The 20,449-nt window shown below is 69.3% G+C and carries 21 protein-coding genes; 14 read left to right on the top strand and 7 right to left on the bottom strand.

Annotated features, from left to right (window positions below; translation table 11 throughout):
• Positions 1-96 precede the first annotated feature (96 nt).
• On the bottom strand, positions 97-771 hold the full coding sequence (locus GD1_RS12155; protein WP_006373149.1) for a Crp/Fnr family transcriptional regulator: 675 nt from the start codon (positions 769-771) through the stop codon (positions 97-99).
• Between the two features lie 135 nt (positions 772-906).
• On the bottom strand, positions 907-1,119 hold the full coding sequence (locus GD1_RS12150) for a hypothetical protein (protein ID WP_020790344.1): 213 nt from the start codon (positions 1,117-1,119) through the stop codon (positions 907-909).
• Between the two features lie 135 nt (positions 1,120-1,254).
• Here GD1_RS12150 and nth point away from each other — a divergent pair, with 135 nt between their 5' ends.
• The 4 genes from nth to GD1_RS12130 all read left to right on the top strand — a co-directional run bounded on the left by nth (position 1,255) and on the right by GD1_RS12130 (position 4,947).
• A complete protein-coding gene (gene nth / locus GD1_RS12145) occupies positions 1,255-2,031 on the top strand; it encodes an endonuclease III (protein WP_059037215.1) in 777 nt (258 codons plus the stop codon).
• Complete coding sequence (locus tag GD1_RS12140) at positions 2,031-2,894, top strand: TlpA disulfide reductase family protein (RefSeq protein WP_083534129.1); 864 nt, start codon at positions 2,031-2,033, stop codon at positions 2,892-2,894. The genes nth and GD1_RS12140 overlap by 1 nt, the downstream gene beginning before the upstream one ends.
• A gap of 77 nt (positions 2,895-2,971) precedes the next feature.
• Entirely contained in the window at positions 2,972-3,742 is a 771-nt protein-coding gene (locus GD1_RS12135; RefSeq protein WP_152972769.1) for an NUDIX hydrolase, read from the top strand.
• Entirely contained in the window at positions 3,739-4,947 is a 1,209-nt protein-coding gene (locus tag GD1_RS12130) for a MarP family serine protease (protein ID WP_059037214.1), read from the top strand. The genes GD1_RS12135 and GD1_RS12130 overlap by 4 nt, the downstream gene beginning before the upstream one ends.
• On the opposite strand, the gene GD1_RS12125 is transcribed toward GD1_RS12130, so the two are convergent.
• The 3 genes from GD1_RS12125 to acs all read right to left on the bottom strand — a co-directional run bounded on the left by GD1_RS12125 (position 4,889) and on the right by acs (position 8,562).
• On the bottom strand, positions 4,889-5,911 hold the full coding sequence (locus tag GD1_RS12125; protein ID WP_059037213.1) for an alpha/beta fold hydrolase: 1,023 nt from the start codon (positions 5,909-5,911) through the stop codon (positions 4,889-4,891). The two genes, GD1_RS12130 and GD1_RS12125, sit on opposite strands and share 59 nt — an antisense overlap.
• A 3-nt stretch (positions 5,912-5,914) precedes the next feature.
• Entirely contained in the window at positions 5,915-6,442 is a 528-nt protein-coding gene (locus tag GD1_RS12120; RefSeq protein ID WP_053777501.1) for a phage holin family protein, read from the bottom strand.
• A 167-nt stretch (positions 6,443-6,609) separates the two neighbouring features.
• Positions 6,610-8,562, bottom strand: a complete 1,953-nt coding sequence (gene acs / locus GD1_RS12115) for an acetate--CoA ligase (protein WP_059037231.1) — start codon at positions 8,560-8,562, stop codon at positions 6,610-6,612.
• Between the two features lie 197 nt (positions 8,563-8,759).
• On the opposite strand from acs, the gene GD1_RS12110 reads away from it, so the two are divergent.
• Positions 8,760-9,512, top strand: a complete 753-nt coding sequence (locus GD1_RS12110; RefSeq protein ID WP_059037212.1) for a Fic family protein — start codon at positions 8,760-8,762, stop codon at positions 9,510-9,512.
• A gap of 541 nt (positions 9,513-10,053) precedes the next feature.
• Here GD1_RS12110 and GD1_RS12105 read toward each other — a convergent pair.
• Positions 10,054-10,932, bottom strand: a complete 879-nt coding sequence (locus GD1_RS12105; protein WP_059037211.1) for an HAD family hydrolase — start codon at positions 10,930-10,932, stop codon at positions 10,054-10,056.
• Positions 10,933-11,348: 416 nt separating this feature from the next.
• Here GD1_RS12105 and GD1_RS12100 point away from each other — a divergent pair, with 416 nt between their 5' ends.
• Complete coding sequence (locus GD1_RS12100; protein ID WP_157079461.1) at positions 11,349-12,950, top strand: glycosyltransferase family 87 protein; 1,602 nt, start codon at positions 11,349-11,351, stop codon at positions 12,948-12,950.
• A 9-nt stretch (positions 12,951-12,959) separates the two neighbouring features.
• Here GD1_RS12100 and GD1_RS12095 read toward each other — a convergent pair whose 3' ends face one another.
• Positions 12,960-13,709, bottom strand: a complete 750-nt coding sequence (locus GD1_RS12095) for a TetR/AcrR family transcriptional regulator C-terminal domain-containing protein (protein WP_059037209.1) — start codon at positions 13,707-13,709, stop codon at positions 12,960-12,962.
• Between the two features lie 135 nt (positions 13,710-13,844).
• On the opposite strand from GD1_RS12095, the gene GD1_RS12090 reads away from it, so the two are divergent.
• The 8 genes from GD1_RS12090 to GD1_RS12055 all read left to right on the top strand — a co-directional run bounded on the left by GD1_RS12090 (position 13,845) and on the right by GD1_RS12055 (position 20,443).
• A complete protein-coding gene (locus tag GD1_RS12090) occupies positions 13,845-14,609 on the top strand; it encodes an N-acyl homoserine lactonase family protein (protein WP_059037208.1) in 765 nt (254 codons plus the stop codon).
• 80 nt (positions 14,610-14,689) lie between these two features.
• Positions 14,690-15,214: a VOC family protein gene (locus GD1_RS12085; RefSeq protein WP_059037207.1), complete on the top strand. Its 525-nt coding sequence runs from the start codon at positions 14,690-14,692 to the stop codon at positions 15,212-15,214.
• On the top strand, positions 15,211-15,801 hold the full coding sequence (locus tag GD1_RS12080; RefSeq protein WP_244882686.1) for a carboxymuconolactone decarboxylase family protein: 591 nt from the start codon (positions 15,211-15,213) through the stop codon (positions 15,799-15,801). Before GD1_RS12085 ends, GD1_RS12080 begins: the two co-directional genes overlap by 4 nt.
• A 48-nt stretch (positions 15,802-15,849) precedes the next feature.
• Positions 15,850-16,644 carry an SDR family NAD(P)-dependent oxidoreductase gene (locus tag GD1_RS12075; RefSeq protein ID WP_059037206.1) on the top strand — a complete coding sequence of 265 codons (795 nt, stop codon included), beginning with the start codon at positions 15,850-15,852 and terminating at the stop codon, positions 16,642-16,644.
• Positions 16,645-16,765: 121 nt separating this feature from the next.
• Positions 16,766-17,824: a septum site-determining protein Ssd gene (ssd, locus tag GD1_RS12070; RefSeq protein WP_053777458.1), complete on the top strand. Its 1,059-nt coding sequence runs from the start codon at positions 16,766-16,768 to the stop codon at positions 17,822-17,824.
• Positions 17,821-18,990, top strand: coding sequence for a TadA family conjugal transfer-associated ATPase (locus tag GD1_RS12065; protein WP_059037205.1), 1,170 nt, complete (start codon positions 17,821-17,823; stop codon positions 18,988-18,990). The genes ssd and GD1_RS12065 overlap by 4 nt, the downstream gene beginning before the upstream one ends.
• A complete protein-coding gene (locus tag GD1_RS12060) occupies positions 18,987-19,820 on the top strand; it encodes a type II secretion system F family protein (protein ID WP_059037204.1) in 834 nt (277 codons plus the stop codon). The genes GD1_RS12065 and GD1_RS12060 overlap by 4 nt, the downstream gene beginning before the upstream one ends.
• Positions 19,817-20,443: a type II secretion system F family protein gene (locus tag GD1_RS12055; protein WP_053777456.1), complete on the top strand. Its 627-nt coding sequence runs from the start codon at positions 19,817-19,819 to the stop codon at positions 20,441-20,443. Before GD1_RS12060 ends, GD1_RS12055 begins: the two co-directional genes overlap by 4 nt.
• Positions 20,444-20,449: the final 6 nt, after the last annotated feature.

Genomic DNA, 20,449 nt, shown 5'->3' with positions numbered 1-20,449 from the left:
AAGCGGCGAGGAGCGGAGCGACGATGTCGGTGACGACGAAGAGTGGTGCTTGAGGGCGCAAACCCGCGACGGCGAAGCCGGCGCAGAACTACAGAGTTACCGGGCGCGGCGGGCGAGGCGCTCGCTGTCGGCGATCAGTACGCTCTTGCCTTCCAGGCGCAGCCAACCGCGCTGTGCGAAGTCGGCGAGGGCCTTGTTGACCGTCTCGCGGGAGGCGCCGACCAGCTGGGCGATCTCTTCCTGGGTGAGGTCGTGGGTCACGCGCAGCGAGCCACCCTCCTGGGTGCCGAAGCGCTGGGCCAGCTGCAGGAGCTGCTTGGCGACACGACCGGGCACGTCGGTGAAGATGAGGTCGGCCAGGTTGTTGTTGGTGCGGCGCAGGCGACGCGCGAGTACGCGCAGCAGCTGCTCGGCGATCTCCGGGCGATCCTTGATCCACGCACGCAGGGCGTCGCGGTCCATCGAGACCGCGCGGACCTCGGTGACCGTCGTCGCCGACGAGGTGCGGGGGCCCGGGTCGAAGATGGACAGCTCGCCGAACATGTCGGACGGGCCCATGATCGTCAGCAGGTTCTCGCGGCCGTCGGGTGACCGACGTCCGACCTTCACCTTGCCGGACAGGATGATGTACAGCCGGTCGCCGGGCTCGCCCTCGTGGAAGATCACATGTCCGCGGGGAAAGTCGACGGGCTGAAGCTGCTTGGTCAGTGCCGCGACGGCCGAGGGCTCAACGCCCTGGAATATGCCCGCCCGCGCCAGTACTTCCTCCACCAAGGAGTCCCTTCTCACTCAAAAACCGGTGGCATACCCGGAACGGCACACCACCTGCAACGCTACTCTCGCTCCCAGCATATGTGTTGAATGGGTCACTGGCGGGTCTTTGCGAACGTGTATCGGACGAGTCGGTCAGCCCGCACGACGGGTGCGGAGTTCGTCGAGTGCGGCGGGCATTCCTTCGCGCGCAAGGGTGTCCACCCCTTGGGCGTCGGTGGCCTGCAGAAACTCTTCGACGTTGTCGCGGTTGACCGCCACTCGGTCGGTCCAGGCCTGAACCTTTTCCATCCCGAGTGCGAAGAGCATCAGCACCGCCGGGAACAACAGCACGGCAAGTCCTTGCATGGGGAACAGTAAACACAACCTGTTCGGTGTCCCCCAACCTGGAACGGCCGTGGTGACCCACTTGTGACCTAACGGGTGCCGGGATCACCCCCGCCGCGGAACGTCCACACAGCCGGAATCGCTAACCTGGATCAGATGGCCGCGCGCAAGGTGTCGGCGTCGGTGCCACCGCCGACGCGGATCAGGACCGAAACCCACCTGGGGCTGGTCCGGCGTGCGCGCCGGATGAACCGGACGCTCACGGTGGCCTTTCCCGAGGTGTACTGCGAGCTGGACTTCTCCACCCCGCTGGAGTTGTCGGTGGCTACGATCCTGTCGGCGCAGTGCACCGATGTGCGGGTGAACCAGGTCACTCCGGCGTTGTTCGCGCGGTACCGTTCGGCGCTGGACTACGCCCAGGCCGATCGCACCGAGTTGGAGGAGATGATCCGTTCCACGGGTTTCTATCGGAACAAGGCCAACTCGATCATCGGGTTGGGGCAGGCTCTGGTGGAGCGGTTCGACGGTGAGGTGCCGGGCAGGCTGGCCGATCTGGTCACCCTCCCGGGATTCGGGCGTAAGACGGCGAATGTGGTGTTGGGCAATGCTTTCGGGGTTCCGGGTATCACCGTCGACACCCATTTCGGCCGACTGGTGCGGCGTTGGCGGTGGACCGATGAGACCGATCCGGTGAAGGTCGAGCACGCCGTCGGCGCACTCTTCGAACGCAAGGAATGGACCGATCTGTCCCACCGGGTGATCTTCCACGGACGACGCGTCTGTCATGCCCGGAAACCGGCGTGCGGGGTGTGCATCCTGTGCAAGGACTGTCCGTCGTCGGGCACCGGCCCGATGGACAAGCTCGAGGCGGCGGCCCTGGTGAAGGGTCCGGAGACCGATCACCTGCTCGCGCTCGCGGGGATCGGGGACTGATGGACGACACCACGAACCCTGATCGGGAGAGCCCGGATCGGGGCGCCCCAGAACGGGACGCCACAGAACGGGACGGCACAGAGGCTTCCGCGCCGGGAGCATCCGGGAGCGAGAACCCCGGCACCGAGGCATCCGGCAGCCAGAACCCGGGCACCGGGACCCCGTCGGCCACCGGCCGGGCGCACACCTCCCGGTTCCCGCCGGCGGCACGGTGGACGCTGGTCTTCTTCATCGTGATCATCGCGCTGGTGGTGGCGATCTGGCCCCGCGGCGGCGACGCGCCGACCTCGCCGTCGGATATGCAGGTGCGGCCCTCGGGTGCGTTGTCGGCGACCGACCTGCAGGTCGACGACTCCGAACTCGCCCAGGCCCGCGCCGATGCCGCGCTCGCCCCGTGCCCGCAGACCGGGATGCCGGTGGCATCGGGCGCCGTACTCGCCGGGGTCGTCGCACCGTGTCTGGCGTCGGGCGTGCCCTACGACCTCGGCGTCGGTACCGCCGGACGGCCGGTCGTGATCAACATGTGGGCGGTGTGGTGCCAGCCCTGCCGCCGTGAACTGCCGGTCCTGGCCGAATACGCCCGCCGCGCCGGCGATGCGGTTACGGTGCTGACCGTGCACGCCCGTGAAGGCGCCAACAACCCGTACCTGGTGCTGCGATTCCTCGCCGAGCTCGGGGTGCACCTGCCGACCGTCCTGGACCAGGACGGCAAGGTCGCCGCCGCGCTGCAGGCACCCCGGGTCTTCCCGTCGACCATCATCCTGCGGGCCGACGGCACCGTCGCGAAGGTCGCACCGCAGGTCTTCGAGGATCCCCAGCAGATTGCCGACGTCGTCCGCGATGCCACCGGGGTGACCACGTGAGCACCGGGCGGCGCGACGGTCTGCCGCCGGAACCCCACATCGGCCCACTCGTGGCGCGCGAGGCCATCCCGCCGTGGATGCGTCCGCTCACCGACAATGTCGCCGCGGTGCGCGAGAGCGTGCTCAACCGCGGTGGCGACCGCGATCGCTGGGCCACCATGTTCGGGGCATCCCGCCGCTCGGCGGCCGTGCTGATCCTGATCGCCGGTGCCTGGGACGCCGACCCCACCCACCCGGGTGGACTGCCCGCCGACGCCGATGTCCTGCTCACCGAACGCGCCGCCACCCTGCGCCAGCACAGTGGGCAGGTGGCCTTCCCCGGCGGCAGCTTCGACCCCGGCGACGACTATCCGGTGGGCACCGCGATGCGCGAGGCCGACGAGGAGACCGGACTCTCGGCGGCCGGCGTCGACATCCTGGCGACCCTGCCGACCTTCCCGGTCCCGCCGTCGGGTTTCGACGTGACCCCGGTGGTCGCTCACTGGAGCGCACCGAGTCCGGTGCGGGTGGTCGACGAGGGTGAGACCGCACGTGTGGTCCGGGTGTCGCTGCGCGAACTGCTCGCCCCGGAGAACCGCTTCCAGGTGCGCCGCGAGGTGATCGGCGGACAGGACTACCTCGGGCCCGCCTTCTTCGTCGACGGCCTGCTGGTCTGGGGATTCACCGGCGGCCTCATCGCCGCGATCAGCGACGCCGCGGGCTGGGACCAGCCGTGGGACCGCGCCGACATCCGTCCGTTGGACCAGATGATCGAACTGGCCGGCAGCCGCCAGGAGAGCGGATTCGCCGCCGTGCACCCCCGACACCTGCATCACCTCGCCGACCCCGACGGTCAGGGACGTCGATGACAGCGGCGACCTGGGTCGATGTCATCGTCATCGGGCTGGCGTTGCTCGCCGCGATCAGCGGCTACCGGCAGGGTGCGGTGGCGTCGGCGCTGGCCGTGCTCGGCGTGCTGCTCGGTGCCTTCGCCGGAATCCTCCTGGTACCGCATGTGATCGAGCGCATCGACGACCAGACGATGCAGTTGCTCGCCGGGGTCGGGGTGCTGGTGACGCTGGTGGTGATCGGCGAGATCGCCGGCATGATCCTGGGCAACGCGGCCCGCGGCGGCATCCGGTCACGGGAGCTGCGCGCCGTCGACAGCGGTGTGGGTCTGGTGCTGCAGGCGCTGGCCGTCCTGGTGGCGGCATGGCTGCTGTCGACGCTGCTGGTCAGCGCCAACTCGCCCAAGCTCACCGAGGCGATCGAGGGATCGAAGGTGCTCGGTGCGGTCGACCGCGCCGCACCGGCCTGGCTGTCGGAGAAGCCGCGGCAGGAGTTCGAACGGCTCCTCGGCGATTCCGGACTGCCCGGCGTCATCCGCTCGACCAACGAGAGCGTCGTCGACCCGCCGGACGCGAGACTCGACGACTCGAAGGTGGTGAACCAGACCCGGGCGAGCGTGGTGAAGATCGAGGGCGAGGCACCGCAGTGCCGGCAGGCCCTCGAGGGCAGCGGATTCGTCGTCGCCCCCGGCCTGGTGATGACCAACGCCCACGTCGTCGCCGGCACCGATTCGGTCCGGATCGAACAATCCGACGGCGCGGGGATCTCCCCGACCGTCCACGAGGCCGAGGTGGTGCTCTTCGACAGCGCGACCGACATCGCGGTGCTGCGCGTCGACGGACTCGACACCCCGGCCCTCGACTTCGCCTCCCGTCCGGGCAGCAGCGGCGACGACGCCATCGTGATGGGTTATCCGGAGGCCGGGCCGTTCCTGGCGACCGCGGTCCGCATCCGTGAGATCCGGGATCTGCCGACCGCCAACATCTATCAGGATCGGCAGGTCACCCGTGAGGTGTACACCGTGCGCGGTGTCATCCGGCAGGGCAACTCCGGCGGTCCGATGATCAACACCCGCGGCGAGGTGCTCGGGGTGGTGTTCGCGACGTCGGAGAACCCGGCCGACGAGACCGGCTATGTGCTCACCGCCGCCGAGGTCCGCGAGGACCTCACGATCGCGCAGGACCGTTATCGGCCGGTCGCGACCGGAGCCTGCGTCCGCGAGTGATGCGATCGGCGCCGGCCGGCCGCTCCATCGGGGAATCGAGTAGTCCGAGCAGTGCGGTGTTGACCGCGTCGGGCTGTTCCTGATGTGCGAAGTGGCCGCTGCCGGCGATCTCGACGTGGGTCAGCCGATCGGCCCACACATGGCCGGCCCGCATCACGTGCTCGGTGATGAACGGGTCGTCGGCGCCGCGCAGCGACAGCGTCGGGATGTGCAGCCGACGATGCATCAACCGCATGAACCGGATTCCGTCGGGCCGGAACTGGGACCGGTAGGCCCACCGCTGGTACTCCAGGCTGGAGTGGGCCACATACGGGATCTGGATGGCCGACCGGTTGCGGGCGAGTGCCTCGGTGAAGTCGTCGGTGGCCCGCCAGGACTCGCCGGCCAGGGCGGTGAGGTAGCGCGCGATGAAAGCACCGTCACGACGGACGAGGCGGTTCTCGGCGAGCCGCGGCAGCTGGTTGTAGAGGAAGCGGGGGAGGAACGACGAGCGCTGGTCGTGGCGCAGCAGCGCATCGTGGCGCAACGCCCGTGGATGGGGTGAGGCGATCACCGCGATCCGGCGCACCACCCGCGGGTGCAGCGTCGCCGTCGCCCAGCAGACCAGGCCACCGTCGGCGTGCCCGACCAGGGTCGCCTCGGTGTGCCCGAGTGATCGGATCAGACCATGGGTGTCGCCGGCCAATGTCCAGCCGTCGTATCCGCGCGGGGGTTTGTCGGAATCGCCGTAGCCGCGCAGGTCCACCGCCACCGCCCGGTATCCGGCGTCGGACAGCGCGGTCAGCTGGTGACGCCAACTCCACCAGAACTCCCCGAATCCGTGGAGTAGCAGCACGAGCGGACGGTCGGCGGTGTCCTGCCCCGGCCCGACCTCCACCGCGTGGAACCGCACCCCGTTGGCGCGGACGTCGAGATGCCGCCAGGCCCCGGGGAGCCGGACGGTCGACGGATCGGGTGCGCTCACCCGTCAGCCTTCGCGGGCCGGCGGAATCCTCGGGTGGTCGACGTCGGGCACCGACGCCTCGGTGTGGGTGGCCGAGCCCGACGTCGGCAGCACCGACGGGATCTCCTTGACGCTCTCGATGGTCTTCTTCGGTCCGCGGACCTTGCGGAAGAAGACGTACCCCACGATCGCCACACCCACCGTGATCACGACCAGCAGCGCGAAGACGATCAGGAACGAGGCCCAACGCGGCAGCCACTCGTCGAGCAGCTCGGCGAGGAAGAAGAAGAAGAAGAAACTCGCGTACAGCGCGGTGACGCCGGCGACGATCAGCGCGCCGGTGCCGGCCCCGGCCTTCTTGGCCTCGCCGACGAGTTCGGCCTTCGCCAGGGCCACCTCGGCGCGGACCAGCGTCGACATGCTGGCGGTGGCGTCTTTGACCAGGTTGCCGATGCTCGGTTCGCCGCGGGGCCCGAGATCTGCATCGGACAGCGGGATGGCGGGGACCGGTCGGCCTGCTGGTGCAGACTGGCCGTTCTCGTTTCGGCTCACAGCATCCTCCGTATCTGGGGTGTGGGGCATATGTTGCCATGCCACCCCGGTGGCATGTTCGGCCACCGACACGGCGGCGGTCTCGTCGGGGGCCGACACAGCGGTGCGCCACCGGATAGGGGGCTTCCGGTGGCGCACCTGTTCAGGGGCCGTCAGACGGCCGGCGGTCAGGCCTTCTTGGCGCGGATGGCCTCGAACACCGACGGGTCGACCAGGGTGGATGTGTCGCCGAGTTCACGTCCTTCGGCGACGTCTTTGAGCAGGCGTCGCATGATCTTGCCCGAGCGGGTCTTGGGCAGTTCGGGGACGACGTTGATCTCGCGGGGTTTGGCGATGGGCGAGATCTCGACGGAAACCTGTTGGCGCAGTTCGGCGATGAGGGTGTCGCCGGTGTTCTCGACGCCTTCTCGCAGGATGACGAATGCGACGATGCCTTGGCCGGTGGTGGGGTCGGAGGCGCCGATGACGGCGGCTTCGGCGACTCCGGAGTGGCCGACGAGGGCGGATTCGACCTCGGCGGTGGAGATGCGGTGGCCGGAGACGTTCATGACGTCGTCGACGCGGCCCAGGACCCACAGGGCGCCGTCGTCGTCGTAGCGGGCGCCGTCACCGGCGAAGTACCAGCCCTGGTCGGCGAAGCGTGACCAGTAGGTTTCGCGGTAGCGTTCCTCGTCGCCCCAGATACCGCGGAGCATGGCCGGCCAGGGCTGGTCGAGGACGAGGTAGCCCTGCTCACCGTGGGTGACGGGCCGGCCGTTGTCGTCGACGATCTGGGCGGAGATGCCGGGCAGTGGTCTCATCGCCGAGCCGGGTTTGGCGGCGGTGACGCCGGGGAGCGGGGAGATCATGATCGCGCCGGTCTCGGTCTGCCACCAGGTGTCGACGATGGGGGCGGTGCCGCCGCCGATGACGTCGCGGTACCACTTCCAGGCTTCGGGGTTGATCGGTTCGCCGACGCTGCCGAGCAGGCGGATCGAGGTCAGGTCGTGGGCGTCGGGGATGTCGCGGCCCCACTTCATGAAGGTGCGGATCAGGGTGGGGGCGATGTAGTAGATGGTGACGCCGTAGCGCTCGATGATGTTGAAGTGGCGGTGTTCGTCGGGGGAGTTGGGGGTGCCCTCGTAGATGACCTCGGTGGCGCCGTTGGAGAGGGGGCCGTAGACGAGGTAGGAGTGGCCGGTCACCCAGCCGATGTCGGCGCCGCACCAGAAGACGTCGCGGCCTTCCTTGTGGTCGAAGACGTAGTGGAAGGTGTAGGACGCCTGGGTGAGGTAGCCGCCGGAGGTGTGCACGATGCCCTTGGGCTTGCCGGTGGTTCCGGAGGTGTAGAGCAAGAACAGGGGGTGTTCGGCGTCAAAGGCCTCGGCCTGGTGGGTGGGTGACTGTTCGGCGACGGTGTCGTCCCACCACACGTCGCGGCCGTCGACCCAGGGCAGGTTCGGGTCGTGGTTGGTGCGGCGGACCACGAGGACTTTTTCGACCGAGGCGGCGGCGTCGGCGCCGGTGCCGAGGGCTTCGTCGACGGCGGCCTTGAGCGGGGCGGGCTGGCCGCGTCGGTACTGGCCGTCGGTGGTGATGACGAGTTTGGCGGCGGCGTCGTCGACGCGGGAGCGCAGGGCGCCGGCGGAGAATCCGGCGAAGACCACCGAGTGGGTCAGGCCGAGGCGGGCGCAGGCGAGCATGGAGATGATGGCCTCGGGGACCATCGGCATGTAGATGGCGACGCGGTCGCCGGCGGTCAGGCCGATCGCGGTGAAGTAGTTGGCGGCCTTGGACACCTCGTCCTTGAGTTGGGCGTAGGTGATGTCTCGGGAGTCGCCGGGTTCGCCGACCCAGTGGATTGCGACGCGGTCGCCTTTGCCGGCGGTGACATGGCGGTCGACGCAGTTGACCGCGACGTTGAGTTTGCCGCCGACGAACCATTTGGCGAAGGGTGCGTCCGACCAGTCGAGGACCTGCCCGAAATCGGTGTCCCAGTCGAGGCGTCTGGCCTGTTCGGCCCAGAATTCCAGGCGGTCGGAATCAGCGCGGTCGTACAGTTCGGCGGTGCCGTTGGCCTGAGCGGCGAACTCCGGGGTCGGCGGGAAACCGGGGACGGTCTGAGGGGCAGATGCGGTCATCGTGTGCATGGCCTTTCGCTGATCGGCAAATTCGTCCGGCGTGCGACGGCCACGGTGACGCGACGTCGCGGGGGATTCTCATTGTGAGGGTAGTCACGTTGGATGGCCGTTGCAGAAGGGGATGCACCCCGACGTGCGGTGAAAGGGCGGCAGGGCTCGATGAACGGTGCAATCGTGCGCGATTAGGGTGGCCAGATGTGAGTACCGATCCGTTGGCACCGTTGCTGGACCTGCCGGGCGTGCGGCCGGCGGCCGACGAGGCGCGCGACGCCCTCAGCGCGGTACACCGTCACCCCGCCAATCTGCGCGGATGGGACAAGACCTCCACCGAGGCGTCGTGGCGGGCCGGTAGGTCCTCGGCGGCGATCGACGGCGGCAGTGTGGAACTGCGCCGTGACGGCGACTTCGACGACCCGATCCTGGCCGGTGCCATGCGGGTGGCCCAGGCGCTCGACGGCGACGCGCTCGATCCGCTCACCGCGGTGTTCCGGCGCGCCCCGGCGCAGGCCTTCGCACGGCTGCACATGCTGGCCGCCGCCGACCTGGTCGACGACCCCGACGCACTGGGTCGTCCCCGCGCAGGAACCGACGTGGCCGCCCGTCTGGACCTGCTCGCGCAGCTGATCACCGGCGCCACGTCGATCGCCGCACCCGTCCTCGCCGCGGTGGTGCACGGCGAACTGCTGAGTGTGCAGGCGTTCCCGACCGCCAACGGTGTCGTCGCCCGTGCCGCATCCCGGTTGGTGTGCACGTCGTCGGGGCTCGATCCGCACAACCTGGGTGTGCCGGAGGTGACCTGGTTCAAACGTCTCGGCGAATACCGCTCGTTGTCGGCGGGATTCGGGACCGGTCGCCCGGAGGCGCTCGCGGCGTGGATCATCTTCTCGTGTGAGGCGCTGACCGCCGGTGCCACGGAGGCGCGATCGATCGCCGACGCCGCACGGGGCTGAGTCGGGCGGGCAGTGGGTCTTCGGTGACGGGTCTTCGGTGACGCGGATCGTCCCGTAACACCCTGCCCTGCAACGTCCTACCTGACAACGCACTGCGGGCGGCGCTCGGTCTGTGACCGGTCGCCGCCCGCGTAGCACGGACTCAAGTTACCAAGCGTGCTTGGTGGGTTGTGGGTACCGCCTCGGCGAGGGACCGCACTCCATCTCCCGTGGGTCTCCTTCCGGCGCAGCCATTCTCGTGCCCATCACGACGCCATCAGATGATGTCGTCGGCGCTGTCCGAGGGTCGAGGCGCTGCCATCCAGAGTCACGCAAAGATGCCGCGATATCGCAGGCGCACAACACTTGTGCCTTTAGGTGGCTCGCTCCGCGTGGGTACTTGCCGCCCGTGCTGGGAAGTGCTCGGAGAGGGGGTTCGATCCTTCTCTTCCGGATCGGACTTTGCCTTCCGAGATTTCCGTAAGACCTTTGTACACCGTGACCGCGATCACATCAAGGGGTAAGTCGACGAAGTTTGCACCCACTGCACTGGAGGGTCCGATCACGCTGGCGCACAACGATTTTGCGGATCAGTCCTCGGCGTGTCGGCGGGTCGCCCGTCGGGCTGACGGGAGCGTAGGCACCACCCGAGTGCGCAACCCGCGAGTACTCCGGCGCCGACCGCCCCGGCCACCGTCGCCGCCGTGATCGCCGGGCCGGCATCGGTGTGCCGGCGGCGCTGTGGGGCGGTCGGGGTGAAGTCGAGGATCGGCCAGCCGTACTCCTCGGCGTGCCGCCGCAACCGGTGGTCGGGGTTGACCGCCACCGGGTGGCCCACGGCGGTCAGCATCGGCAGGTCCGTGATCGAGTCGGAGAAGGCGAAGCTCGCTGCGAGGTCGTATCCGTGTTCGGCGGCCAGACCGCGCACCGCCTCGGCCTTTCGCTCTCCGTAGCAATAGAATTCGATCTCGCCGGTGTAGTGGCCGTCGGCGATGGTCATCTCGGTGGCGCGGATGTGGTCGACGCCGAGCATCGCGCCGATGGGAGCGGCGAACTCCATGCCGGATGCCGAGACCAGGACGACGTCCCGGCCGGCATGGCGGTGGTTGGCGATCAGATCCTCGGCCTCGGCGTAGATGAGTGGGGTGACCACGTCCTGCAGCGTCTCGGCGACGATGCGGCCGACCTCGTCGACGTCCCAGCCCCGGCACATGCTCGTGATGGACCGGCGGAGGCGTTCGACCCGGCTCTGCTCGTGCTCGATGCCGAGTCCGACGTTGCCGTAGACAGAACGGACCAGGGTCCGCCTGTTGAGCAGTCCTGCGGAGTAGAAGTGGGGGACGAAGGCGAGGGCACTCGACCGCGTGATGACCGTTTTGTCCAGATCGAAGAAAGCTGCAGCGCGGGATCCGGGGGTGTGGTGGGGGCGACCGTCGCTCACACGGGCCGATGGTACGACGACCGGGGCGACTATAAGTCGAGTTGGGATATCTCGTGCTTCGCGACTTGGTGAAACGGACATCGGCGCGATGGTCTCGCAGCAAACCCGCAGGCAGTGATACGAAATCGTGATGTTGTGTCGATTCATCGGTTTGTTTGCGGAGAAGCGCCGAAAGTGTATAGTCGTCGGTATCCGGTCTTTGGGCCGGTGCCCTTCAGCCCGACCCCCCGGGGCTGAAGCGCGATGACCCCGGCCTCCTCCCCCCCTGGCCGGGGTCGTCCTCTATCTGGGGGTCGAAATCTCACTGCTCCGCCTTCCCGTGCCGGTTCGACAGGCCGACCTGGGGTGCCACACGATCTGAATTCAGGTTAGGCTCACCTTTCAATCGTCGAGTGGGCGTCACCAGGGGTTTCGCCGTGAGCGTGGGAGTCGCCGTGTATCGGGAGACCTCAGACGGAGTGGACCGCCAGGTCTCTGGCACTGCGGACCGCCAGATCTCCAACACCGCAGGTCACCAGATCTCCGACACCGTGGACCGGCGGATCGCGATCGTGGTGGTCGCCTCCGTGGTCGTGCTCGCGGCGACGATCCGCGTCGGATTCGCCTGGGCGAAGGGCCTACTCGGCAGTTCGTTCGGCTTCGACGAGTCGGTGTACTTCCTCGGGGCACAGCATGTGGTGGCCGGGGAGTTTCCCTACCGCGACTTCGTGTTCGTCCACCCGCCGGGGATGCTGCTCGCGCTGACGCCGTTCGCGTGGCTGGCGGAGCTGACCACCGACTCGGCCGCGATGGCGGTGGCGAAGGTGGTCTTCGGGCTGCTCGGGGCGGCCTGTGCCGGGCTCGTGGCCTGGCTGCTGTTGCGTTTCGGCGTGGTCGCGGCGTTGTTCGGCGGCGGCCTGTACGCGGTGTGGTCGGCGGCGGTGTGGGGCGAGACGATGCTCATGATGGGCCCGTTGCTGAACGTCGCGATGCTGGTCGCGCTGCTGTCGGTCCGACGGCCCGGGGGCGCTCCCGTCGCGGGTGTCGTCCTCGGTCTGGCGCTCACGGTGAAGCTGTGGGCGATCGTGCCCCTCGTGGTGGTGGGTCTGTGGGTGCTCGCGCGACACGGATGGCGGTATCTGGTCCGGTTCACCGGCGGTGCGGGTGTCGGGGTGCTGGTGATCGTGTTGCCGTTCTTCCTGATGGCCCCGGGCCGGATGATCGCCGATGTCATCGGATTCCAGTCGGGCCGGCCGCGTTCGGGGCCGGGGCTGGGGGAGCGGGTGTTCTTCTTCACCGGGTCCCTCATCGGTCACGGCAGGCTGCCGAACGTGGTGTGGCTGATCGTCGGTGCGATGGCGGTGGTGCTGGTGGCGGCGCCGGTGATCGTCGCGGTGCGCGGACGGGTCGTGCCCTCTCGCTGGGATGAGACGGTGTGGTGGTCGGTCCTCGCGTCGGGGGTGCTCGCGGCGCTGGCATGGGCGCCGTCGTTCTACGGTCACTACACCGGCTTCGCCGCACCTGCCCTGTGCCTGCTCGCCGGATATGGACTGTTCGTGCTGCGGCGCAACCTCTCTCGTGTCCGGGTTCGGCAGGTCGTGACCGGGGTCGCCGCGCTGGGACTGGCGGTGCTGGCGCTCGCGGCGGGCCGGGTGATCGCCGGCGGTCATGTGCAGCCGCCGGACCTCGCGGGAGCGGCGGCCGGACATGACTGTGTGTGGATGCACGACCCCGGTGCGCTGATCGAGGCCGATGTGTCCGGCGACCAGGTCGAGCGCGGCTGCCCGATGTTCGTCGACCGCTACGCCGTGGCGATGGGCGAGGTGTCGGTGTCGGATGCGGAACAGACCGCGGCACTCCCCGGGGCCACCGGCTATCAGCGGGCGATCGTCGAGCAGTTCCGGGGCAGCGATGTCGTGCTGGTCAGCGAGATCCAACTCGCCGAGCTGGCCCCGGACACCGTCGCGGTGCTCGGTGCCGAGTTCACCCGCGCCGACGATGTCGGCCGCTATCAGCGGTGGGTGCGCACCGGTGGCTGACCGGGAGGATCACGAGTCCTCGCCACGTGTGGTGGCCAGGTACCGTTCGAGCCCACCGATCAGCACGTCGAGGCCGAACTCGAATTCGCGATCGTGGTCGAGTGCGGCCAGGGAACTCGCCGATTCGGCGACATTGTGCAGGCCCGCCGACAGCAACTCGTCGCGCCGGTCGACCAGGCCGCCCCGGTTCTCGATCCGGTAGTTCTGGTCGGCGAAGTCCTTGTCGGCGAACGTCGGGCCGACCGACGACTCCCGGAGGACGGTGCCGACGAGGAACGCGAAGACGCTCCGGAAGCCGTGCACGGCGTCGTCGGGGGTGAAGCCTGCCGCGCGCAGTACCCCGAGGGCCGAGTCGGTCAGGGCCAGACCGGTCATCGAGCCCAGTTGTCGGGTCAGCAGCAGCACCGCCACCTGCGGCTCGGCGGCCGCGGCCTGCCGGAACCCGAGCGACAGTTCCCGGATGTCGGTCGTCAGGTCGCCGGTGGGCGTCGGCCAGGGCAGTGCATCGAGGAAGCGTAGGGCGACGCCGTCGAGCAGCTCGTCCTTGTTGGCGAAGTGGCGGTACAGGCTCATCGCGTCGACGCCCAATACGAGCGAGATCGCACGCATGGTGAGCTTGTCGGTCCCGCCGTCGTTGATGAGGCCGGCCGTCGCCTCGAGGATGCGTTCCCTGTTCAGGCCCACCTCGGACTTCCGTGGCCGGCCGCGCCGGGGCCGGGTGGGCGCCGCGGGAGTTCCGTCCGGCCGATCGACATTCATGCGTCGCATTCTCCCGTACCCCCTTGTGTCGATTAAGTCTACCGTGTAGACAATCTATCTACGACGTAGATATATCTGGTATCGACCCAGGTGGACATCTCTGACCTGCGGTGACACCGGAAAGAAGGGGGAACCATGACCGTCAGACTGTCGGCGATGACGTTGGGGCACGTCACCATCCCGACCGCGATCCTGCTCGAGGGGCGGGAGGGAAACACCACGGTGCCCGTCACCTCCTATCTGATCGAGCACCCGTGCGGCCGGGCCGTCTTCGACACCGGCATGAGCCCGGCCATCCAGGACTCCGACGATCCGGCCGGCCACGTCGGCGACCTGCTCGCGGCCCTGCACGTCTTCGACTACACCGTCGGCGAGGATCTCGCCGCGCGGCTACGGGCCCTCGACGTCGACCCCGGATCGATCGACCACGTGATCAACTCGCATCTGCACTTCGACCACTGTGGCGGCAACGCGCAGGTACCCAACGCCGAGATCGTGCTGCAGGGACGTGAGGTCACCGCCGCCGACGAGGGCGGCGAGCTGCGCGGCTACATCGACGCCGACTACGACACGGGCCAGCCCCGGCGTCTGGTCGACGGCGAGCATGATCTCTTCGGCGACGGCAGTGTCGTGCTCTTCCCCACCTACGGGCACACCCCCGGTCACCAGTCGGCGCGGGTCCGCACCGATGCGGGCGAGTTCGTCCTGTGTGGCGACGCCTGCTACCTCCAGGAGTCGCTGGAGACGCTGACGCTCCCGGGCGTGATCGCCGACCCGGAGTCCGCGATGGCCTCGCTCGAGTGCTTCCGGGCCCTGCAGGCCGCGGGATCGACCATCATGTTCGGCCACGACCTCGACTTCTGGGCGACCGTTCCCCAGGCCCCCGCGCGTCTGGGCTGATCCGTCGGATCGCCCCGGCCATCCCGCCTGCCCACCACCCCGTACCTCCTCCACCGCACCACACCCAGAAGGGACATCACATGAGTCGACTGTTCGGCGAGATCCGCCAGATCGGTTATGTCGTCAGAGATCTGGACGCCTCGGTCCACAAATGGCTGGAACTCGGCGTCGGCCCGTGGTTCATCGTCAAGGACATCCAGACCGACTACTTCCGGTATCGCGGCGAGGACTCGCCCGTCCAGATGAGCATCGCGCTGGCGAACTCCGGTGACATACAACTGGAACTGATCCAACAGCACAACGATGCGCCCTCCGGATACCTCGACTTCCTCGACGCCGGCCACGAGGGCGCCCAGCACGTCGCGTACTGGACCGACGACTACCAATCGCTCTACGACAAGGCGATCGCCGCGGGATTCACTGTCCTGCACGAGGGTGCCATCGGCGGCGAACAGGGCCGATTCGCCTACTTTGCTACCGAATTCGACCCCGGGACCGTCGTCGAGATCTCCGACATCAGCGGTCCGAAGGGGCAGGTCTTCGACTACATCAAGAACACTGCCGCCACCTGGGACGGCACCGACCCGATTCGAGTGACACCGTGACCGACAACCGCCAGACCGACAACCGCCCGACCGACAGCCGCCAGACCGGGGACCACCCGACCGGTACCGCGCTCAAGAACACCCCGATGCAGCTGCCTGACCTCGATGCGCTGCCTGCGGAGCTGCGTGAGGCCGTCGCCCAGCGCGGCAACATCCACGTCTATCGCATGGTGACCCACAGTCCCGGCCTCGCACCGTCGTTCCTGACCATGGCCACCGACATGTTCATGGCCAATTCGCTGCCGCCGGTGTGGCGGGAGCTGGTCATCCTGCGGGTGGGTCACCGATACGAGGCGCCGTACGAGATCCACCATCACGTCAACATCGCACGCGCCGTCGGACTCGGCGACGCCGCGATCGCCGCCGCGGGGTCCGGTGATCTCGACGCCGTCGAACCGGCCGAGAAGCTCCTGATCGAACTCGCCAACGCACTGCTGGACCGGCACACGCTCACCGACGACGAGCGTGACGCCGCCCGGACGATCCTCGACGTCGACCAGCTCGCCGCCCTCGTTCTCACCGTCGGCTTCTACCAGTTGGTCAGCAACTTCCTGAACACCTTCGGCGTGACCATCGAGCAGTTTTGACCGTCTCACCCCCTACGTCGACGCCTCGTGCGTCAGGAAAGGACAGATATGAGTACCGGACGTCTCGCCGGTAAGACCGCCATCGTCACCGGGGCGGGGTCATTTGAGGACGGCCTCGGCAACGGCAAGGCCACCGCGATCCTGATGGCCCGGGAGGGTGCCCGGGTCCTGTTGGTGGACAACCGTATCGAGGCCGCCGAGGTGACCGCCGCCGCCATCGCCGAGGAAGGCGGTGAGGCGGCGGTGTTCGAGGCCGACGTCGCGAACGAGGCCGACGTCAAGGCACTCGTCGCCGACGCCGTCCGCCGTTGGGGGCGGATCGACATCCTCGACAACAACGTCGGGATCGAGGCGTGGGGCCGGATCGGGGAGATCACCGACGAGCAGTGGGACCGGGTCTTCCGGATCAATGTCACCGGGTCGATGTACACCGCCCGCCACGTCATCCCGGTGATGGCCGCCGAGGGTGGCGGGTCGATCATCAACATCTCGTCGACGGCGAGCCGCAAGGGCGGTGGTCTGGCCACCTATGCCGCGTCGAAGGGTGCGATCGAGGCCATGACCCGGGCGCTCGCCCTCGACCACGGCCGGGAGAACATCCGGGTCAACTGCATCCAGCCCGGCGCCGTCTACACCCCGCATGCATGGGCGAAGGGGGTGCGGCCCGATCAGGACGATGCTCCGATGGCGGACTGGATGCGTGAGGCGCGCAAGAACGCGGCCCCGCTCGGGGTGGAGGGGACCGGCTGGGACATCGGTTATGCCGCATTGTTTCTCGCCACGGACGAGGCCAGGTTCATCACCGGCGTGACCCTACCGGTGGACGGTGGACTCGTGCTGTAGCGCGACGTACTCACCCGCCGACGGCCACCGGCTGTGCACAGTTCGACGGCCGTCCACAGCGTGGCGGTCGCAGCGCTGCCGATCACCGGGTTCCGGTGGCCGGGGCGCGCAGGATGGCGGCATGTCCGAGACCCTTCTCGTCCTTGTCCACGCGGATCTGCGTGATGACGTCGCCCGGTGTGCCGCCGCCGCGGGGTACCGGATGGTGGTCGGGGAGCCGGCGTCGTGTCGGGCGGAGTGGTTGCGGGCGCGGGCGGTGGTGGCCGATCCCGAGGCGGTGACCGCATTGCGGTCGGCATCGGTGCCGCGGCGAGACGGCGTGCTGCTCGTGGCCGCAGGAGAGCCACCGCCTGCGGTGTGGCGGGCGGCGATCGATCTCGGGGCCGGTGAGGCCGCACTGCTCCCCGCCGACGAGGGCCATCTGGTCCGGCGACTGACCGATCTGCGGATGCCCCGCCGCGCCGGGGGCGGCGGGATCGCGGTGATCGGGGCGCATGGCGGTGCCGGGGCATCGGTGCTCGCCGCGGCGGCGGCATCGGTGGCCGTCGACGACGGTGACCGGGTGCTGTTGCTCGACGCCGACGACCTGGGCGGTGGCCTGGACCTCACGCTGGGTGTCGAGGACCGGCCCGGATTGCGTTGGCAAGACCTCACTCTCGAGGGTGGCACGGTGAGCGGGCAGGCGTTGCACCGGGCGCTGCCTGCGGTCGGCGATCGGTTGTCGGTGCTCGCCGGACGGCGCGACGATCCGCGTCCGGTCACCGCCGATGCCGTGCTGGCCACCGTGGATGCCGGTCGCGCACACGGGGATCTGGTGGTGGTGGATCTGCCTCGTGCGGATTCCGCGGTGGTGCGTGGGGTCGTCGAATCCGTGGATCTGGTGGTGCTGGTGACCACGGCGACCGTCGCGGGGTGCGCCGCCGCCCGCCAGGTCGCGGCCAGGCTGCTGCACGACGCCGTCGGGGTGGGGCTGGCGGTACGCGGCCCCGCACCGGGCGGGTTGCGGGCCGCGCAGATCGCCGATGCGGTCGGGATGGCGGTGCTGGCCGCGTACCGCCCGGACCCACGACTGCCGGGTGCCCTGGAAGACGGCCGTCTCCGTCTGGGGACACGGTCGCCGCTGCGGCGGGCGGCACGTGCGATCGTGCAGGCCGCGCGGATCGGTGAGCGGGCCGCATGACCGGGCGCAGCGACGAGGCACTGCTGGAGAGGGTGCGGACGCGGTTGGCGGGGGCGGCCGCGGAGCCGACCGCGGAGCTGATCGCCGATGCCATCCGGGCCGAATCCGGCGGCGTACTGGGCGACACCGACCTGTTGTCGGCGTTGCGGTATCTGCAGACCGAACTGACCGGTGCCGGACGGCTCGAGGAGCTGCTCGCGGAACCGTCGATCGCCGACATCCTCGTCGTCGGGCCGCACCGGGTGTGGGTCGATCGTGGTGCGGGACTGGAACTCACGCCCATCACCTTCGACGACGACGCCGCGGTCCGCCGGCTCGCCGGTCGGCTCGCGCTCGGTGCCGGCCGTCGTCTCGACGACGCCCAGCCCTGGGTGGACGGACAGCTGTCGAACCTCGGTCGCCGCGGATACACGGTGCGACTCCATGCGGTGATCCCGCCTCTCGCGGCGGACGGAACATGTCTGTCCTTGCGTGTCCTCCGCAGCACCGGAATGGGATTCGACGCGCTGGTCGCCTCGGATGCGATTCCCGCCGATGCGGTCGCGGTGATCCGGGCGATCCTCTCCGCGCGTCTGTCGTTCCTCATCGTCGGCGGTACCGGCAGCGGCAAGACCACCCTGCTCGGAGCGCTGATCGGGCAGATGGGTGATGCCGAGCGGGTGCTGTGCGTGGAGGACGCCCAGGAGCTGACCCCGGCACATCCGCATGTCGTTCGGCTGGTGGCCAGGACGGCGAATGTCGAAGGCGCGGGGGAGGTCCCGGTGCGGGTGCTGGTGCGCCAGGCGTTGCGGATGCGGCCCGACCGGATCGTCGTCGGCGAGGTGCGGGGTGCCGAGGTGATCGATCTGCTGACCGCCCTCAACACCGGTCACGACGGGAGCGGGGGCACGCTGCACGCCAACTCCACCGCGGAGGTCCCGGCCCGGATGGAGGCCCTCGCCGCGCTCGGCGGAATGGGTCGCGATGCGCTGCACAGTCAGCTGGCCGCCGCGGTCCAGATCGTGCTCGGGGTGTCGCGCACCGTCGACGGCGTGCGGGGGCTCGCCGAGATCGGGGTCCTCGCCCGCGGTACCGACGGACTGGTCAGTGTGGTGCCGATCTGGTTGCGCGGCAGTGGATTCACCGCCCATCATCATCTCTTCGAGCAGATGGTGGCAGCACGATGACCGGATGGGCACCTGCGGTGATCCCGCTGGCGACGGCCGTGGCGGTACTGCTGTGGGGGCCGGGGCGAGCCGATCACCGCGTGGCCGCGGCGACATCGGGTTCACCGGGAACTCGGGTTCGGTTGGCGGGTAACCGGGTTCGGGGACCGGTGGCCGCGGTCGCCGGGATCGTGGTCGCGACACTCGTCGGCGGGGTGTCGATGGCGGTTGCCGTGGGGATCATCGCCGGACTGCTCGGGTGGCGTCGCCGCGGCCGGGATCGCCGCGATGCCGCCGACCGTCGGCGAGACGACCTGCTGACCGCGCTGTCGTTGATGATCGCCGAACTCGCGGTGGGTGCGCCCCCGGCCCGCGCGTGCTCGGCCGCCGCCACCGAGATGGCGGCGGCGCGAGCCGGACCCGGGGAGGTGGCCGATGCGTTGGCCGTCCTCGCCGGGCGTGCGGAACTGGGCGGCGGCGTCCCCGACGCCGTCGGCCTCGCCGAGAGCGGTGATACCTCCTGGGTACGGATCGCGGTGGCCTGGCAGACATCGGATACCCACGGTCTCTCGCTCGCCGACCTGCTCGAAGCCCTGCGTGCCGACCTGCTGGCGCGCAAGGCGTTCATCGAACGCACGCGCGCCGGACTGGCTGGACCGCGGGCCACCGCCACCGTTCTCGCCGTGCTGCCGCTGCTGGGGATCGCGCTCGGGCAGGCCACCGGTGCGCGCCCGCTGCAGACGCTCACCGGGGGTGGGCTCGGTGGCATCCTGCTCGTCATCGGTACCGCCCTGGTCGCAGCCGGGATGATCTGGTCGGATCGGATCACCGACAAGGTGCTCACCCGATGAGTCCGCCGGTCCTGCTGTGTCTGGCCGTGGCGTGCTGGTGCTGGCCCGGTCCGCGGTGGCGGCTGTGCCGGGTCACCGGTTCGCCATCGCGCCGGTCCGGCGAACCCCGGTGGCTGGGCGTATCCCGGGCGGGCGACGACCCGTTCGCCGTCGCGGCATGCCTCGACCTGTTCGCGGTGTGCTTGCGAGCCGGGCTGCCGGTGTCGGCGGCGGCGCGGGTGGCCGCGGGCAGTGCACCGGAGTCGCTGGCCGTGCCGCTGACGGCCACCGCCGAACTCCTCGAACTCGGTGCCGATCCCGAACGTGCCTGGGCCGCAACCGAGAGCATCCCGGCCGGTCGGTTCGCCCGGAGGCGGACCCACGCGAGACCCGCGGTGCACTTCGATGATCTGGCCACTCTCGCGCGACGCTCCGCGCGTTCGGGTTCTGCCCTGTCCCAGGGAGTTTCCGGTCTGGCCGAGTCGGTACGACGCCAGGCCCACGACGATGCCCTGGCGCGTGCCGAGCGGGCCGGGGTGATGGTCAGCGGTCCACTCGGCCTGTGTTTCCTGCCCGCGTTCATCTGTCTGGGGATCGTTCCGGTGGTGATCGGACTGGCGACGCGGACTCTCGGCGGCATCTAGTGGTTC

The sequence above is a fragment of the Gordonia desulfuricans NBRC 100010 genome (genome assembly GCF_001485495.1).
In the GTDB taxonomy this organism is placed as follows: Bacteria; Actinomycetota; Actinomycetes; order Mycobacteriales; family Mycobacteriaceae; genus Gordonia; species Gordonia desulfuricans.
The sequence above is the reverse complement of the archived record's forward strand: the minus strand, read 5'-3'. Positions and strand labels throughout refer to the sequence as shown.